Consider the following 15,682-nt stretch of genomic DNA (forward strand, 5'->3'; position numbering starts at 1 on the left):
CCCCACCGTGACCGACTGGTCCGACACCACCCTCGTCCGCGTCGCGGACGACTACGACCGCGAGATGGGCGACACCGGCGCCCCGCTCGACTCCCGCTTCGGCCGCTACCTCACCCAAAACCTTGATGGCCTGTGGGAGGAAGACCGCAAGGATCCCGCCGCCTTCCTCGTCTGGGCCTGGTCCATCGCCACCCCGCCGATCATGTCCCCCGGCTACGTCCGCATCCGACCCGATCTCGGCGCGGTGCGGCTCACGCAGTCCCCGTACGACGGCCGCCTCCTGGTCGTCATCGAGACCCCCGTCCAGCACGGACAGCTCACCAAAGACGTGCGCCCGCCGTACGCCGTGCGCGACTGGGAGAGCGACCGGTACTCGTACTCCGACGGACCCCGCGCCCTGCAGGCCCCCGAGGACGAGTCGAAGCCCGCCCTGCTGCTGGCCGCCACCCTGCGCCTGCCGGCGGACGACTGGACCCTGCACCAGCCCGCCGGAACGTGGCCCGTCGAAGAGCTCCTGATCGACGACGCCAAGCAGGCCGTCGCCCTCGCGGTGAAGCAGATCAACGCCTCCGCCGGCCACCGGATCGCCAAGCTCGTCGGCGCCGAAGGAGGCCACTGGTGACCGGCCTGCCCGACCCGGCGCAGATGTCGCACCGCATGCTGATCGCCGTCCTCATGCACCACGGCGGATCCCTGGACCTGCCCGCCGCCGCCCTCGACCGGGACGCGACCGGCACCGCAGACGCCCACCACGCCGTGCAGCTCGCCACCCTCGACGATGGCACCATGCGGCTCTCCGTCGTCGCCCGCCCGCCCGTCGACGACGCTGGTATCGAAGTCCGGGACCTCTGATCCTCCCTCCGCACACGAAGAGAGCGGCCGCGCCGCCCCCTCACGAGCCCCCGACCGCAGGCTTCTGCGGGCGGGGGCTTTTTTTGTGCCCAGGGCGCCGCGTCACGCACGTACGCCAACCTCGTTGGGCACCGGTGAAGACCCCGATCTCCCGCACCCCCGACACCAAAGCACTTCGCCTGGTCGCCGTCGCCCTGCGCTGCCACCTGTGTTCGGACGAGGTCCTCGCTGGCCCGGACCTCACCGTCACCCTCCACAGCTCCGGAACCGCCCGCCAAGTTGCCCTGTGCGGCTCGTGTCATTCCGGCCGGCCTAGCCGAGGGAAGACGGACATGGGACCCGCCGACCTCGTATGGCGGGCGGTGGAGCGCGACGCCACGACCCTGCTCTCCGCGTACGAGGAACGCCGCTGGATTCCGTACCAGGGCGAGCTGGAGTTCGCAGCCGGCCTCGCGCGGATGCCCTGGACCGAGGAGTCGATGCGGGCCGCCGTGCGCGACGCGGACAGCACCGGCATCGACGGGAAACTGATCCACGCTCTGGAAAGCGGAAACGCCTACCTGCTGCTGCGCCATGTCGCCCCCGACGACTCCGCGCTGCACTCGCTCCGTCGCCTGGTCGACGTCCTCGCCACCGCGGCGGAGCAGCCCCGTGGAGGACCCCCCGGGGACGCCGCCTGATCGTCAGAGTGAGCACGGGGGGATGGGGCCGGGGCGGTGTGGAGTACTGCATCGGGGACCGGGCTCCGGCTGCCCGCGCCGCGTGGGTGCGCTTCGTGGTCGAGGCCCAAACCGGTCGTGGGGAGACCGTGCGGACGGGACCGCGAACGGGGACGGTCCCCTTGACGAGCTGTCACGGGGACCGTCCCCCCGACACGTCGTCAGGGGGACGGTCCCCTTGACGAGCTGTCACGGGGACCGTCCCCCTGACGACGTGTCGGGGACCGTCCCCATGGCGTTGGGGACCGTGAATGGGACCGGTCCCCAACACAAGGGGACCGTCGTTGGGGACCGGTCCCCACGGACCAGGTGGACCGGAATCGGGGACCACGGACCACCCGAACCGGCACCCCGGTTCGGTCCGCAGTGCCACCATCCACAGTCCATTCGGTCAGCCGGAAACGGTCCCTGCCGGACCGGTCCGGCAGCCCTGGCGGACCACCAAACCGCGCGGACCAAGGGGTAAAGCAAACGCAAAGTGCGGATGCTCTTCGGTGCGCGCGAGCCGCGATCCGGGGGCCGCTGAACCGCCCTTCGGGACGCGCCCGACACCCGCCCACGGGACGGCTCGGCACCTCCGCGTGCGCGCCCCGATGGGCGGCGCGTGCGTCACGGTCGGACTGATCCAGGCGCCGCTCCGGGCCCGGCCCGGCACCGCCGGCCCTGCCGAAGACCCCGCCCGCAGATCACGCTCCGCGATTATCCCCAACTCGTCGGCCGGCTCACCAATATGCCTGCCCACCCATATCCCCTGATGATCTCTCCAACTCCCAAACACCATCCCTGCCTCTATCGGCCACTCCCCTACAGCTCCACTGTTTGATCCACCATCCATCCCCAACTACTCTCGACCTCCCTTCAACCCATCTCCTTATTCGTATATGTGTTCGATTCCGTTTCATGATCAAAATCTAGGGAGGTACAAAGGGGGTTACCCTCACGGGTAACCCCGGCCGCGGCCGGTGAACTGCAACTGCACAAGCGCACAAGGCGCCTGGGTATATGAGGGGGCGCCGTGGCGTGGGTGACGGAGATCAGCGCGGACGAGCAGGTCGACTACCGGCTGCGCCGTCATGCCGGATGCGGCGTGGCGGAGAGCACCGGGGCGGTCATCGAGCCGGAGCAGGCCCAAGGCGTCGACTCGCAGGATCTCGCGGTTGGTTACCGTCTGAAGTCGGACGGGGTGCTCGTGTGGATGGGCTCCGGGCTGTCCGAGGTCGGTCTCGCCGAGGGCCAGGCGCTCGATCACGAGGGTGAGGAAGCGGCCCGCCGGCTGATGAAGGGCTGCCACCCAAAGACGGGAGCGCGTCTGGCGGGGACGCCGACGTCGGTCCGCGCCCACGAGTCGGCGACGCTCACGGTGGCCCCGTTGGTGAAGGCGATCGAGGCCGCAGCGGAGAAGGCCGGGGTGGAGCCGAAGGACCTGCTGGAGGGCAAGCCGTACCAGCAGAAGAAACTCGCCCAGCAGCAGCGGATGGTCACCCGCAAAGGGGAGGCGCACCGGCTGCACGTCGAGACGCTCCACAAGCTGGCCCGTGCCGCCGGCCTCGACCTCGCCGAGGTATACGGGACCGCCGTGGTGGCGACGGCGTGGGAGAACAAGGACCTCCGCGTCGACTCCCGCGTTCGGGGATGGGACCTGGTCCTGGATCTGCCGAAGAGCGACAGCGTGCTCGCGGGGCTGATGGGTGAGGGCCAGGAGGCGGAGTACCGGGCGATCGTCCACCAGGCGAAGGTGGAGACGTTCCGTCAGCTGGAGCGGTGGATCGGCTACGGCGTCGGCTCCGAGGACGGCCGCCCGGTCCGCCTCGCGACGGGCGGACTGGTCGGCTGGTCCGTCGAGCACCGCTCGGCCCGTCCGATGGGCGACGGCGCCCCGGGCGATCCGCACCTGCACCTGCACACCGTCATCGCGAACATGGCGCTCTGCGAGGACGGGCAGTGGCGCTCGATCGCCAACAGCGGCCGCGATCTGTACCGGCACGCGAGCGCGGCCGACGCCTACTTCAAGGCGCGGGTCAGGTCGCTGGCGCACGAGAAGTTCGGCGTCGAGCGTACCCAGTCGGAGGTCACCCGGGCGTGGGAGATCGACGGGGTGCCCGAGCAGCTGCGTGACGCGTTCAGCCGTCGCTCGGCGATGGTCACCGAGGAGCTCGGCGAGGATGCCACCCGGGAGGAGCAGCAGCGCCTGGGCGCGCAGACCCGACGGGCCAAACACAACGCCGGAACGGACGGGATGCGGGCCTCGTGGCGCCAGCGCGCCGAGGCCGCCGGCGTCGACGTGGACGAGATGGTCGCGGCCGCCGCGCCCGGCGGTCCGGGCCCCGACGGCGGCGTTGCACTCGCGGGGCCCGGCGGGGGTCCGCGGATCCCGCCGCCGGACGTGATCGCCGCGGTGGTCTTCGACCCAGAGACCGGACTCACCGCGAGCAACAAGGCCTTCAGCCGGGCGGAGCTCCTGGCCGCCGTCGCCAACGCCCTCCCGTACGGGATCGGGGCGGAGCCGGCCGCGCTGGAGCGCCTCGTCGACGATGTGCTGGGGGTCGAGGGGTACGCGGTCGGCCTGCCGCACATCGGCTCCACCGTCATGTCCTCCACCGACCGGTTCACGACCCAGGACGTCCTGGACGCCGAGCACGTCGCCGTCACCCAGGCCGTGGCCCGCTTCGGCGACCGCAGCGTCGTCCTGACGGCAGACCAGGCCGCAGCCGCGCTCTCCGTGTTCGAGGTCGCCTCGGGCTTCGCGCTGTCCGCGCAGCAGCGCCAGGCGGTGACGCGTCTGCTGACCGCCGGGAACGGCATCGAGGCCGTCATCGGCGTCGCGGGCGCGGGCAAGTCCACGCTGATGGACGCCTGCCGGATCGCATGGGATGCCACCGGCACCACGTACGCCGGCGCCTGCCTGTCGGCAGTCGGCGCGCAGGGTCTGCAGGACGCCTCCGCGATCCCCTCGCGCACGGTCGCGGCCTGGCTCCAGCAGATCGAGAGCGGCACCGGCCTGACCGGGATCGACGTCCTGGTCCTCGACGAGGCGGTGATGACGGACGACCGGTCCGCTGCCAAGCTCCTCACGGAGGCCGCGCGGACCGGCACGCAGATCATCGCCGTCGGCGACCCGCAGCAGCTCCAGGCGATCGGGATCGGCGGGTGGTTCCGCGAGGTCCACCGCCTGGTCGACGGCGAGGTCCTCACCGAGAACCGCCGCCAGGAGGTCGAGGCCGAACGGCACGCGCTGGAGGTCTGGCGGACCGGCGACCACCAGCAGGCGCTGGAGATGCTCGCCGCCGGCGGACGCGTGCACGCGGTGGAGACCGCGGACGAGGCCCGTTCCGAGATGCTCACCGCGTGGGACGAGCTGCGCCGGCAGTGGCCCGACGAGCAGGACCTGCTGTCCAAGCTCGTCGTCCTGGCCCCCCGCAACACGGACGTGGACGCGTTGAACGCGGGCGCCCAGCAGATCCGGCGGGCCGCGGGCGAACTCGGCGACGAGCACACCTACGCCCTGCCCGGCGGCGCCCACCTCACCCTCGCCGAGGGCGACGTCGTCCGCGTCCGCGTCAACGACTACCGCTCCCGCCGCGGCGAGGGCCCCGACGTGCTGAACGGGTACCGGGCCGTCATCACAGAGGTCACCGACGACCACCGCGTACAGATCACGTGGAGGGCCAAGGACCGCACGGCGGAGTCCGGCTGGAGGAACGAGTCGGCGTGGATGAAGCCCGAGGACATCGCGTCCGGCTCGCTCTCCCTCGGGTACGCGATGACCGTCGCGGCCTCTCAGGGGCTCACGTGCGACACCTCACTGATGTACGGGCTCGGCGCGAACGCGTTCGCGACGTACCCGGGCATCACCCGCGCCCGGCAGGCCAACCACATCTGGCTCCCCTTGCAGGCCATCGAGGACCGGGCCACCCAGGCCCGCCTCGGCGCCGCGCGCTCCGAGACCGAGCTCCTTGAGCGCGCCATCCAGTCCTTCGCGAAGTACCTGGGCCAGTCGAGCCCGGACGGGATGATCTCGGACGAGCTGCGGGCCGCGCCGGAGCCGGTGCGCCTGCCCCAGCAGGTCGAGCACGTGGCCGCCCGCGACGGCGCCGCGGCCTCCCTGCGCCAAGCCGAACCGGAGCCAGCCGAACGCCAGGACAAGGCCGCCGAACGCACCGTCGCGCAGGCCCGGGAAGAAGCGGATGCCAACGCCCGGCGTGTGGTCTCCGCTCGCGCCGCGCGGTCCAAGTCGGCGTCCGTGCAGAGGATGGCGGAGGCGAAGAGCCGGCGCGACGCCGACCGCCAGGCCGCCCTCGCGGACAAGCTCGCCGCCCAGGTCGCTCAGGCCCAGCAGGAGGCCGCGCCACCGCAGGCGGACGTCGAGGTTGCTGCCCAGGAGAGTCCGGCCGCGCTCAGCCCCGAGCAGACGGCCCAGCTCGCCCAGCTGCAGCTGGACCGCGAGATGCGGGAGGTTCCCGCCGCGACCTCACGGCCCTACGGGCTGCGGACCGACCAGGAGCTCGCGCAGAACATCACCTACTTCGGCACCCGGGCCGAGGACTACAGGGAGAAGGCGACCAAAGCCCGCGAGGCACACGAGGCGTTCCGGGCCCGCCTCGACCGGGAGGCAGCCACCGGCACCACCTCCGGACAGCAGTGGGCTAAGGACGCCGACGCCGTACTGCACACCGCCGTGGAACTGCTGGGCACCCACCTCAGGGAGGCCGAGAACGCCGAGCGGGCAGCCGACAAGGCCAAGGAGGCCCGGGAGATCCTCCGGGAGGTCGACAAGTACCGCAACGCCCGCTGGCTCGCCCTGCGCCTGGCCGGCACCAGCCGCAAGGAGGTCCAGGAGCTGAGCGGGCACCACCTCGGGCAGGCCCTGGAAGGCGACGCGGAGGTCCAGCGGGCCCGGCAAGCGAGCCGTGACGCGAAGGACGCGGCGTGGGAGACCGTCCGCAGCAGCAAGTACGCCCAGCTGCTCGGGGCGACCAGCTACCCGCCCCGGGAGGCCCACGAGCTCGGCGAGAAGCTGGCCCAGATGCGGGCCGCCCTGCCCCAGCGCGCCCAGGACATCGACGCCATCAACGAGCGGAAGGCTGCTGGCCTCCACGGGGACGCCGTGAAGTCCGGGGAGCAGGCCGTCTACTGGAGCGGCCACGCCCAGCTCGCGCAGACCGAACAGGCCCGGCGCCAGCAGATCGCCGGGAAGTTCCCCCAGCTGCACGAGCAGGAGACCAGCGCCCGCCTGGTCGAGCAGCAGCGACAGGCCGCCGCAGCCGCCGAGCAGCGCAGGCAGCAGCGGGAGGCCGCGCAGTACGACCCGCCGTCCTACAGCGCGCCGACGCAGACGCAGTCAGGGCCGAGCATGAGTCTGTGACCTCAGGCCCGGGGGCCGGCCCCGAGGCTGCGCCGCACGGTCGCGGCCGTGGTCTCGGTCTGCGGGGCGGGCTGCTGGGGAGTCTCCTCGGCGGCCCTCTCCGCAGCGGTCCGGCCACGGACAGCGCGGAGCGCCTGGTCGTCGTCGAGTGGAACCGGACCGTGCCCGAGAGGGCGGCGTTGCGTGGTGCTCACCGCCGCAGTCTCGCAGCAGGGGTGACGGGCCGTCTGACCGAGGGGTGCACCAACTCGGGCCACGACGAGGATGATGTACGCGGACACGAAGACCAGCAACGGGAGGCGCGCATGGACACGGAGCAGTACGAGGTGCGTACCGCCGGGACAGCGGTCTTCACCGACTCCTCATCGGGGCACTGGTCTCGGATGCCGGCGCTCTGCCGCGAGTGCGACGCCCGCACAGGTCTGACGTTCACCGCGCGCGGGGCCGACGCCTGGATCACCTGCCCCGAGAGCCACGTCACCCGGGACTGGAGGCTGAGCCCCGAGGCCGTACGGGACGTCGCCTCGGTGGTCGCCACGTCCGGCGACACCGTGGTGCCCGCCACCGCCGAGATCTGGCTCAAGGTCCGCAGCAACCAGGAGATCCTCTCCGACTGCGAAGACATCGCCTGAGACCAGCCACCCCCGCGAGCGCTACCGGATGGGCTTGGCTGAACCCGGGTTTGCCTCGGGCACTTCGGAGCGCGCCGGGGCCTCCTGTCCGAACCCAGGGGTCAGCAGAAGCCCAAGGAGGGTGGCCACGGCCGCCCCGGAGGCGATCGACGCCACCAGGTCGCCACGGCCGTCGGCCCCTTGGCTTTTCGCCGTGTACTTGAAGACCACGATGCCGATGGCGAAGGCCACCACGATGAGCAGGGCCGCCAGCGGGGCGATCTGAATGGTCACGAAGTTCCTCCAAGCTGTGACCGCCGTCGAACGGCGGCGACTCGTCTGCGTACGCAGACCTCAGCTCTTCTGTGGAGAGACTCGGGGTTGGACAGCAAAGCCGTCCGATCCATCACGGATCATGGTTCTTGAGGTGCGTCCCGAAGCCCAGCCGAGAAGAGCCGGGCACGTCGCACGGCACTCTTGGTCGGCAGGTCCTCGGACTCCCCACCCAGTTGGGGCGGATACCGTTGCGGGACAGTTCCGGATTCGCACCGGATTTCCCTGCGTCGTCCAACAGCCTGATTCTACAGGCCGTGCCGTCCATCAACCGATCCGTTCATGGATGCCCGGCCGACGCGCGTCGGTGGACCCGATCCGGTTGTCCAGGAAGGGCTCCAGGCACGCGTTCGGGTCGTTCTCTGGTCGGCGAGCCCGGCTTCCTGCTCCACTGGGATGAGCGCAATTTCCCGCAAGCAGAGCGATGCAGGAGGCTGTCATGGCACTACGGTTCATCGGTATCGACCCGGACTCCGACACCGGGCAGTGCCCGACGGTGTGGGTCGACGAGGACACGGCTGACGTGGTCATCCAGGGCTGGAATGCGGATGAGGCGCTGCTCGCCCAGTGCCTGAAGACGGGATCGATCCCGCCTACCGAGGGCGTCGTACGGATCCCCGCGCGGATGGCGGCGCTGTTGAGGGAGGCGTGCGATGAAGCAGAACGACGTCGTGCCGGGCTTTGACGTCCTGCTGGACGGCGCCCAGCACTCTGCCCTCCACCTGGAGATGCGCGACGGGTACGGAGTCGCGGCGGAGTCCGCCGGCTTCGCCGACTGGCTGACCACCGGTACCCGCAACACCGACCCCGACTCGGACTACTGGGCGTTCTGGACCGGCCTGGTCCGCCGCACCGTCGCCCGCGGGGTGACCGTGCGGCGGGCCCGGATCGTCTCCGAGCCGCTGTCGGACTACTCGGAGTACAGCCACGCCGGGGCGGTGGTGAACATCGCGGCCGGCGAGGAGATCCGCTACCTGCCCCGCCGCCACGCCTCCGACATCGCGCTCCCCGGCAACGACTTCTGGCTGATCGACGGCCGCCTCATCCGCTGGAACCACTTCACCGGCAACGGCACCCCCGCCGGAGGAGAAATGTCCGACGACCCCACCGTCGCCGCACTGTGCGCGGCCGCGTTCACGGCCGTGTGGGAACGCGCCGTCCCCTACGAGGACTACAAGCCCTAGCCGGAGCAACACGCTGATGACCTCGCCCCTGTCCAGTGCCCAGGCCGCCCGCACCGCGCTCGCCACGCGCCTGCGGCACCTTCGCCTGGACGCGGGTCTGGCCGGCCACCAGCTCTCGGTCGCGTGCGGCTGGCACCCGGCGAAGACCTCCCGGATCGAGAACACCAGGGCCCTGCCCTCCGACGCCGACATCCGCGCCTGGTGTACGGCCTGCGGCGCCGACGGCCAGGCCGAGGACCTGATCGCCGCCGCCCGCAGCGCCACCTCCATGTACGTGGAGTGGAAGCGCCTGAACCGGGCCGGGCTGGCCAGCCTGCAGAAGGAGATCGTCCCCCTGGTCGAGCGCACCCGCGCCTTCCGCGTGTACTGCTCCCACGTCGTCCCCGGCCTGCTGCAGACACCCGAGTACGCGGCCGCCGTCATCACCGCGTACGGCACGTTCCACGGTGCTGCCGACGACGTCGAGGCCGCAGCGGCGGCCCGGGTGAAGCGGTCCAGGGTCCTGCACAAGCGCGGCCGCCAGTTCGCCTTCCTCATCGAGGAATCCGTTCTGCACTCCCGCATCGCCGCCCCGGAGACCATTGCCGCCCAGCTGGAGCACTTGGCCGAGCTCGCCAGGCTGCCGCAGATCTCCCTCGGCGTGGTCGCCACCCGCGCCCCGCGGCCGCTGTGGTCGATGGAGTCCTTCACCATCTACGACGACGTCCAGGTCGGCATCGAGCTGCTGTCCGCACGGGTCACCATCACCGCGCCCGGCGAGGTCGCCACCTACGAGCAGGCCTTCGCCGACCTCGCCGCAACCGCCGTCTACGGGGCCGGCGCCATCGCCCTGATCCAGCGGGCCGCCGCAGCGCACGGGTGAAGGTCCGCAATTTTCCGCAAGAACGTTGAGCGGCCTCTGTCCGGATCCCTAGCTTCAAGGGTGTTGGGATTCCACCGGCAGCACGGAGGCCCCCTGATGAGCGCACCCACCAACAGCCCGGAGCCCACCCAGTGGACCCTGGCACAGCCCGCCTACGGCACCCCCTCCCCCGAGCTGCTGGCCCGCGCGGACCGTGGCCTTGCCCGCTTCCTCGGCGACCAGGACGAGGAGCAGGAGAGCGCCACCGACGGGGGCGAAGCGTGAAGGAGAAGGCCGAGCTCGCCCTGGGCCGCGAGGAACACCCGCTGCTGGGCCACCGGGTCCGCGACATCGCCTCCGGCACCGAGGGCGAACTGATGGCCGTCGTCCTCGAGGAAGTCGACACCCACACCGGCCCGCACTGGACCCGCCGCGCCTACATCCTCCCCGAGACCGGCGGCCGCGAGCTGCCGACCGCCGTGGGCAACATCGAACCCCACGGGGCCCCCTGACCGCTCCGCACCCGGGCGGACGACCGACCCCGGGTGTGGAGCCCAGCACCGCCGTACCAGCCCGACCACGGGCGTACGGGCACCACATCCGACCGCAGAGAGGGCACCTCCATGACCACCGTCATCCAGCCCGAGACCGTCGCCCAACGAGCCCGGGAGATCCTCGCCGTCTGGGAGGCCGACCCCGAATTCGGCCGCCTGTGGGAGAGCTGCGCGAAGTACAACAGCGACTGGACCGACTGCTTCGGGTACACCGTCATCGACCGCTACGACGCCTTCGCGGACGCCCCGGCACTGTTCGTTGAGACGATGCGCGCCATGGCGCTGAAGTCCGCGATGTACGAGCTCACCGGCCTCGACGAGAAGGCCGCCGAACTTGCGCTGCCGGTCCCGGTCGACGTCATGTCGCACGCGCTGATCGCCCAGTTCACCGTCATGTCCCGCATCCAGAGGCGGACCGGCATCCTCTTCGTCCACGCCACGGACATGGAGGACGGGATGTCCGGCGGAACCTGGGTCCCGGGCGACTTCACCCACCAGTGCTACCGCGCGGCCTTCGGCCCGGTGAACGAACGGTTCTGGATCGACGCCGGCGAGACCGAGCGCCGCCGCCGGATCCTGGACGGCCTCTACGCCGAGATCGGCATCACCGAGCGAGGAAAGAAGGCAGCCATCGCCTTCGCGGCCGCGGCGTAGCCGCCGGCTCGTCGTCCAGCGCGATCGGCTTCGGCGGCGGTGCGATCCGGTCCGGCTCCACCCCGATCTTGTGCGGGTGGACACAGGCCGGGGTGCCGTCGGCGGTGTAGCGCCAGCCGTCGGCCGGGTTGAACGGGCACTCCCAGGACGGCCGGTCGTAGACCACGAAGGCCTCGCGCGGCAGCCGCTTCGAGGGGCAGATCCCGCACGCCGGATGGTCCTCGCCCGAGGCGAAGGGCTCACTCATTCCGGCACCGTAGCGCCCCCCAGCACCCTCTGGAGGCCAACCACACGAACGAGGACGGAGCCCACCCCGGAGCCCTGGGGTGGGCTCCGCCGTGCCTTCCGTAACTGATCAGATGACATCAGACCCATTGGACCCAACAGGGTCAATGGCCTGTCATCCAGAGATGTCACCTTGCCCTTGAAATCGAACATGTGAGCTACTGAGGAGATGGCTCCGCTTTTCCCCCACGACCTGATCCGCCTCCAGCACGAGTGGATCCGCACCTACGAGGCGCTCGCCCGGCTCACCCCTACACAGGGCTCCACAGACCTGCGTCGCCGGCTCATCGACCTGTCCGGCGTGCTGGCCGCCCACCCCTACTGGGCGGCTCCCGGATGCTCGCCTGCTCGGCGTACCGAGCTGCTGCGCCGGGCCCGCGCGGTGTGAGGGGCAACGACGCGGAGGGCCCGCCCCCGGTCAGGGTGCTGCTGCCGGACGGGCAGGCGCTGGTCGGCGGGCTGCGGGGATGGACCAGGTCCCCTGCAGGTGCGTGGCTGGGCGAGGTGACGCTCACGGTGTGGCAGGAGCGGGACGGCGGAGTCGTCGAGGCCGCGGAGCATCAGATCACGCTGCCCTCCACTCACGTGCGGCCCCTGGCGGGCGTCTCCTACCGTGCCGTCCGTACCCGGGGAACGGTGCAGGCTGCCGTCCGTGGACCGTCCAGTTCGGCGTACGTCGAAGGGGTCTGGCCGCCCTCCGGAGACCGCTGGATCGTGTGTCCAGGAGGCCTGGTTCCCGGCGCCCGGACGGTTCACCATGCCGGCTGCTGGCTTCCCGCTGATGGCGGCGCAGTCCTGAGTGGTGATGAGGCGCGGGTCGTCCTCGCAGAGTCAGGTGTGAGCGCCTGCGAAATCTGCGGCGTCGACCGCCTGAAGTCCTCCGGGTAGCCGGCCAGCCCCTGCGACGTCCTCGTATCCGCTCTCCGTCTGTACGCCTGGAGCGGTCGGCCTCCGCCGCCTGGTGCTCCGGCTCCTGCTCCAGGCAGGCGTGGAGGAAACCTGTACGGCTTCCTGTCCTCTTCGCAGGTCACAGTGCCTCTCACGTCACCACGAGCAGCGGTGGCGCGTGCCAAGTAAGGACAGAGAGAAGGCCATGGAGATGGAGAAGACGCCGGGGGCGTACCGGGTACGGGCAGAGCGCCGGCGCACGGTGCGCGGGACCGGGGAGACCCGGGGCGACGGCTGGATGCGCACCGAGGCCGACGAGAAGCTGCTCGCACTGGCGACGCGGTACGGGACGCTGACCCTGCACCAGGCAGCCGCCGCGTGCTGGGGCGGGAGACTCGAGACCGCACGGCTGCGGACCCGGGTGATGGCGGAGGCCGGACTCCTGGACCGCTCCGCGGAGGTGAGGTGGGCGGGCACCGTCGTGTGGACCACCGAGCGCGGAGCGCGCATCGCGGGCACCGGGCTGTCGGCGCCGTCCCGGCCGGGTGAGCGGATGCTGCACCGCCTGGCGCTGGCCGACGTCGGGCTTGCTTTGGAGGCGGCCGGGAACGTGCTGTTCACGGAACGGGAGGTCCGTGCGGCGGAGGCGGTCCCCGGGAGGCCGGCGGAGCTCCTCGCGGACCTCGGCGTCCCCGGGGTGCCCGAGGGCGCACGGCGCGGGGAAACCCTCGCGGTCCCCGCCGGTACCCGCGCGGTCCACTGGCCGGACCTGGTCCTCGTCCCGCCCGGAGGGCCCGTGGTCGCCATCGAGGTCGAACTCACCCCGAAGACCAACAGCGAGCTGCGGGCGAACCTGCGCGCCTACCAACAGGCCCGCCGCCGGGTCGTCTACCTCGGCGCCGCCCCGGTCGTGCGCCAACTCCGAGGCCGCCTCAGCCCCAGCGGCCGGTGGATCGACGGCGTCGCCCAGGACGCCGGGCTGCTCCCGCCCGGAGAGCCTGCCCCGGATGCCAGCGGGCTCCTGCGCGTACGACCGCTCACGATCGCGGACCCCGGCGTCGCCCGCCGGATCGAAGTACACGCCGGGCGCTACCGCCGCCTGGACGGGTAGCTGGGACGGAGGCTCCGGGCAGTGAATGGGTGGGGTGGATGAGGGGTGTGGGGAGAAGGCCCGCTCCAACGAATGGTGGCCAGGGAGGGGGCTGTCGAACGGGGTGCCACCGCGGGGCCCGACAGGCCCGTGGCAACCGGTCCCCGGGAAGCCGACGCGACGCGGGTGGCGGTGTCCGCGTGTCCGGGCGAGCAGGGCGGGCATACGCGAGACCGAGGACGGCGGCCGGGCGACGGCCGGCCCGGCCGTCGCAGCGCGTGCCGCGGCCCGGCGGTCCGGTCAGACGCCGGGCGGACAAGCCCCGCTGGGGGGTCCGGCTCGCGGCGGGGCTGTCGGTGGTCGTCCTGGGCTCCGGGGCCCTGGGGCACGCCGTGATGACCGGGCTGGACACCGGGATCGAGCGGGTGGACCCCTTCAAGGACATGAAGAACCGCCCGCAGGCCGGGCACGGGGTGAACTTCCTGCTCGTCGGCACCGACGGCCGCGACAAGATCACCGCCGAGGAGAAGCGCGAGTACAAGCTCGGCGGGGCCCCCTGCCACTGCACCGACACCGTCATGCTGGTCCACCTCTCGGCCGACCGGACGCGGGCCAGCGTGGTCAGCCTGCCCCGCGACAGCTACGTGGAACTGCCCGCGCACCGGGACGAGGCCGGCCGCAAGCAGCACGGGGCCCACCCCGTGAAGCTCAACGCCGCCTACGCCGAGGGCGGGCCGAACCTGACCGTGCGCACCGTCGAGAACATGACCCGCGTGAAGATCGACCACTACCTGGAGGTCGACTTCACCAGCTTCATGAAGACCGTCGACGCGATGGGCGGCGTCGAGATCTGCACCGCCAAGACCATGCACGACCCCAACACCGGCCTCGACCTGCTCCCCGGCACCCACCGGCTCAGCGGCGGCCAGGCCCTGCAGTACGTGCGCTCGCGCCATGTCGACGGGGGCTCGGACCTCGGCAGGATGCAGCGCCAGCAGCGGTTCATCGCCGCCCTGATCAAGCAGGCCACCGGCGGCGGGGTGCTGCTCAACCCGGTCAAGTTCAAGGAGGTCAGCTCCACCCTGCTCGGCTCGGTCCGGGCCGACCGGGGCTTCGGCTCGCAGCAGATGCTGGCGCTCGGGCAGGCGATGCGCGATTTCACCCCGTCCTCCTCGGAGTTCGCCTCCGTGCCCCTCGGCGACGCCTCCTTCCGGGTCAAGGGCCTCGGCTCCACGGTGAAATGGGACGAGGCGAAGGCCGCGAAGCTCTTCGAGGCACTGCGCGAGGACCGGCCGATGGCCCCGGCCCGGGCGCCCGCCCCCGGCCGGCCGGCGCGGACGCAGCCGGCGGTGCCGGTGGACGTGGCGCCCCGGCAGGTCCGGGTGCAGGTGGAGAACGGCACCCGGATCGACGGGCTGGGCACCCGGGTGGACTCGGCGCTGCGCGCCACCGGCTTCGACACCACCCGCGCCCCGGGCAACGGCGCGAGCCGCGAGGTCAAGCGCACGGTGATCACGTACGACCCGCGCTGGGACCGTTCGGCCCGTACGGTGTCCACCGCGCTGCCCGGCAGCGAGCTGCGGGCCGTGCCGGGGCAGGGGCGGACCGTCGTGGTGATCGCGGGCGCCGACTACCGCAAGGTGGTGCCGGTGCGCGCGGAGGACCCGTACCAGGGCGAATTCGGCGTGGTCACCGGCGACCAGGTGGTCTGCGGGAAGTAGGACCGCCCGCGGGCGGCGGCTCAGAGCTCGTCGAAGCCCTGGGCGGCGCGCTGCTCGCGCAGCTCCATGATCGCGCGGCGGCGGGCCAGGCGGTGGGTGCGGCGGATCTGGGCCTCCTGGTAGCGCCGCTCGTCCTGCTCGGTCTCCGGGAGCACCGGTGGGACCTGGCGGGGCTTGCCCTCGGCGTCCACGGCGGTGAAGACGAGGTAGGCGCTGCCGACCTGGGTGGCGGGGGTGGACTCGTTCCACCGCTCCGCCAGGACGCGTACGCCGATCTCCATGGAGGAGCGGCCGGTCCAGTTGCACTGGGCCTTCACGTGGACGAGGTCGCCGACCCGGACGGGGGCCAGGAAGGCCATCTCGTCCATGGACGCGGTGACCGCCGGGCCGCCGGAGTGGCGGCCGGCCACGGCACCGGCCGCGTCGTCCACCAGCTTCATGATCACTCCGCCGTGCACGGTGCCGAGGAGGTTGGTGTCGTTGGCGGTCATGATGTGGCTGAGGGTGGTGCGGGAAGCCGAGGTGGGCTTCCCCGCCGGCTCGCCCGGTATCTCTGTCATACGGCCACCTTAAGTGCGGTCCGCGGGC

Annotated in this window: 18 protein-coding genes and 1 riboswitch; of the genes, 14 read left to right on the plus strand and 4 right to left on the minus strand. The window is 71.8% G+C overall.

Going from position 1 to position 15,682, the window contains the following annotated elements; translation table 11 throughout:
• Positions 1–7 precede the first annotated feature (7 nt).
• The 4 genes from DRB96_RS22375 to mobF all read left to right on the plus strand — a co-directional run bounded on the left by DRB96_RS22375 (position 8) and on the right by mobF (position 6,933).
• Entirely contained in the window at positions 8–622 is a 615-nt protein-coding gene (locus DRB96_RS22375) for a hypothetical protein (RefSeq protein WP_112450061.1), read from the plus strand.
• Positions 619–852: a pRL2-19 gene (locus DRB96_RS22380; RefSeq protein ID WP_112450062.1), complete on the plus strand. Its 234-nt coding sequence runs from the start codon at positions 619–621 to the stop codon at positions 850–852. Before DRB96_RS22375 ends, DRB96_RS22380 begins: the two co-directional genes overlap by 4 nt.
• Before the next feature lie 332 nt (positions 853–1,184).
• The gene (locus DRB96_RS22385) at positions 1,185–1,532 is read left to right on the plus strand and encodes a hypothetical protein (protein WP_112450063.1); all 348 of its coding nucleotides are present in this window, start codon (positions 1,185–1,187) and stop codon (positions 1,530–1,532) included.
• Positions 1,533–2,586: 1,054 nt separating this feature from the next.
• A complete protein-coding gene (gene mobF / locus DRB96_RS22390) occupies positions 2,587–6,933 on the plus strand; it encodes a MobF family relaxase (RefSeq protein WP_112450064.1) in 4,347 nt (1,448 codons plus the stop codon).
• Between the two features lie 2 nt (positions 6,934–6,935).
• Here the strand turns inward: mobF and DRB96_RS22395 are convergent, their stop codons facing one another.
• Complete coding sequence (locus DRB96_RS22395; RefSeq protein ID WP_162688682.1) at positions 6,936–7,127, minus strand: hypothetical protein; 192 nt, start codon at positions 7,125–7,127, stop codon at positions 6,936–6,938.
• Positions 7,128–7,238: 111 nt separating this feature from the next.
• On the opposite strand from DRB96_RS22395, the gene DRB96_RS22400 reads away from it, so the two are divergent.
• Positions 7,239–7,565: a hypothetical protein gene (locus DRB96_RS22400; protein WP_112450066.1), complete on the plus strand. Its 327-nt coding sequence runs from the start codon at positions 7,239–7,241 to the stop codon at positions 7,563–7,565.
• A 21-nt stretch (positions 7,566–7,586) separates the two neighbouring features.
• Here DRB96_RS22400 and DRB96_RS22405 read toward each other — a convergent pair whose 3' ends face one another.
• The gene (locus tag DRB96_RS22405) at positions 7,587–7,838 is read right to left on the minus strand and encodes a hypothetical protein (RefSeq protein WP_112450067.1); all 252 of its coding nucleotides are present in this window, start codon (positions 7,836–7,838) and stop codon (positions 7,587–7,589) included.
• A 171-nt stretch (positions 7,839–8,009) separates the two neighbouring features.
• Positions 8,010–8,157: riboswitch (cobalamin riboswitch) on the minus strand.
• Positions 8,158–8,316: 159 nt separating this feature from the next.
• On the opposite strand from DRB96_RS22405, the gene DRB96_RS22410 reads away from it, so the two are divergent.
• The 6 genes from DRB96_RS22410 to DRB96_RS22430 all read left to right on the plus strand — a co-directional run bounded on the left by DRB96_RS22410 (position 8,317) and on the right by DRB96_RS22430 (position 11,110).
• Positions 8,317–8,562 (plus strand): hypothetical protein, encoded by a 246-nt coding sequence (locus DRB96_RS22410; RefSeq protein ID WP_112453640.1) that lies wholly within the window; start codon positions 8,317–8,319, stop codon positions 8,560–8,562.
• The gene (locus DRB96_RS22415; RefSeq protein ID WP_112450068.1) at positions 8,531–9,061 is read left to right on the plus strand and encodes a DUF6879 family protein; all 531 of its coding nucleotides are present in this window, start codon (positions 8,531–8,533) and stop codon (positions 9,059–9,061) included. Before DRB96_RS22410 ends, DRB96_RS22415 begins: the two co-directional genes overlap by 32 nt.
• 16 nt (positions 9,062–9,077) lie before the next feature.
• Positions 9,078–9,923, plus strand: coding sequence for a helix-turn-helix transcriptional regulator (locus tag DRB96_RS22420; RefSeq protein ID WP_343234559.1), 846 nt, complete (start codon positions 9,078–9,080; stop codon positions 9,921–9,923).
• A 96-nt stretch (positions 9,924–10,019) separates the two neighbouring features.
• Positions 10,020–10,187, plus strand: a complete 168-nt coding sequence (locus DRB96_RS43855) for a hypothetical protein (RefSeq protein WP_204357791.1) — start codon at positions 10,020–10,022, stop codon at positions 10,185–10,187.
• Positions 10,184–10,414 carry a hypothetical protein gene (locus DRB96_RS22425; RefSeq protein WP_239516281.1) on the plus strand — a complete coding sequence of 77 codons (231 nt, stop codon included), beginning with the start codon at positions 10,184–10,186 and terminating at the stop codon, positions 10,412–10,414. Before DRB96_RS43855 ends, DRB96_RS22425 begins: the two co-directional genes overlap by 4 nt.
• Positions 10,415–10,525: 111 nt before the next feature.
• Entirely contained in the window at positions 10,526–11,110 is a 585-nt protein-coding gene (locus tag DRB96_RS22430; protein WP_112450070.1) for a hypothetical protein, read from the plus strand.
• Here DRB96_RS22430 and DRB96_RS22435 read toward each other — a convergent pair.
• Complete coding sequence (locus tag DRB96_RS22435; RefSeq protein WP_112450071.1) at positions 11,061–11,357, minus strand: hypothetical protein; 297 nt, start codon at positions 11,355–11,357, stop codon at positions 11,061–11,063. The genes DRB96_RS22430 and DRB96_RS22435 overlap by 50 nt on opposite strands.
• 207 nt (positions 11,358–11,564) lie before the next feature.
• Here DRB96_RS22435 and DRB96_RS22440 point away from each other — a divergent pair, with 207 nt between their 5' ends.
• From DRB96_RS22440 to DRB96_RS22455, 3 genes are all read left to right on the plus strand, one after another.
• Positions 11,565–11,783 (plus strand): hypothetical protein, encoded by a 219-nt coding sequence (locus DRB96_RS22440; RefSeq protein ID WP_112450072.1) that lies wholly within the window; start codon positions 11,565–11,567, stop codon positions 11,781–11,783.
• 705 nt (positions 11,784–12,488) lie between these two features.
• Positions 12,489–13,394 carry a hypothetical protein gene (locus DRB96_RS22450; RefSeq protein ID WP_112450074.1) on the plus strand — a complete coding sequence of 302 codons (906 nt, stop codon included), beginning with the start codon at positions 12,489–12,491 and terminating at the stop codon, positions 13,392–13,394.
• A gap of 257 nt (positions 13,395–13,651) precedes the next feature.
• Positions 13,652–15,094, plus strand: a complete 1,443-nt coding sequence (locus DRB96_RS22455) for an LCP family protein (protein WP_112450075.1) — start codon at positions 13,652–13,654, stop codon at positions 15,092–15,094.
• Between the two features lie 20 nt (positions 15,095–15,114).
• Here DRB96_RS22455 and DRB96_RS22460 read toward each other — a convergent pair whose 3' ends face one another.
• Positions 15,115–15,654 (minus strand): acyl-CoA thioesterase, encoded by a 540-nt coding sequence (locus DRB96_RS22460; RefSeq protein ID WP_112450076.1) that lies wholly within the window; start codon positions 15,652–15,654, stop codon positions 15,115–15,117.
• Between the last annotated feature and the right edge of the window lie 28 nt (positions 15,655–15,682).

Source organism: Streptomyces sp. ICC1 (genome assembly GCF_003287935.1).
GTDB classification, from domain to species: domain Bacteria; phylum Actinomycetota; class Actinomycetes; order Streptomycetales; family Streptomycetaceae; genus Streptomyces; species Streptomyces tritrimontium.

Excerpts from the sequence above, each read along its gene's own strand:
- DRB96_RS22385 (WP_112450063.1), top strand. The coding sequence starts at position 1,185 with ATGGGACCCGCCGACCTCGTATGGCGGGCGGTGGAGCGCGACGCCACG.
- DRB96_RS22400 (WP_112450066.1), top strand. The coding sequence starts at position 7,239 with ATGGACACGGAGCAGTACGAGGTGCGTACCGCCGGGACAGCGGTCTTC.
- DRB96_RS22410 (WP_112453640.1), top strand. The coding sequence starts at position 8,317 with ATGGCACTACGGTTCATCGGTATCGACCCGGACTCCGACACCGGGCAG.
- DRB96_RS22415 (WP_112450068.1), top strand. The coding sequence starts at position 8,531 with ATGAAGCAGAACGACGTCGTGCCGGGCTTTGACGTCCTGCTGGACGGC.
- DRB96_RS22420 (WP_343234559.1), top strand. The coding sequence starts at position 9,078 with ATGACCTCGCCCCTGTCCAGTGCCCAGGCCGCCCGCACCGCGCTCGCC.
- DRB96_RS43855 (WP_204357791.1), top strand. The coding sequence starts at position 10,020 with ATGAGCGCACCCACCAACAGCCCGGAGCCCACCCAGTGGACCCTGGCA.
- DRB96_RS22430 (WP_112450070.1), top strand. The coding sequence starts at position 10,526 with ATGACCACCGTCATCCAGCCCGAGACCGTCGCCCAACGAGCCCGGGAG.
- DRB96_RS22435 (WP_112450071.1), bottom strand. The coding sequence starts at position 11,357 with ATGAGTGAGCCCTTCGCCTCGGGCGAGGACCATCCGGCGTGCGGGATC.
- DRB96_RS22440 (WP_112450072.1), top strand. The coding sequence starts at position 11,565 with ATGGCTCCGCTTTTCCCCCACGACCTGATCCGCCTCCAGCACGAGTGG.
- DRB96_RS22450 (WP_112450074.1), top strand. The coding sequence starts at position 12,489 with ATGGAGATGGAGAAGACGCCGGGGGCGTACCGGGTACGGGCAGAGCGC.
- DRB96_RS22460 (WP_112450076.1), bottom strand. The coding sequence starts at position 15,654 with ATGACAGAGATACCGGGCGAGCCGGCGGGGAAGCCCACCTCGGCTTCC.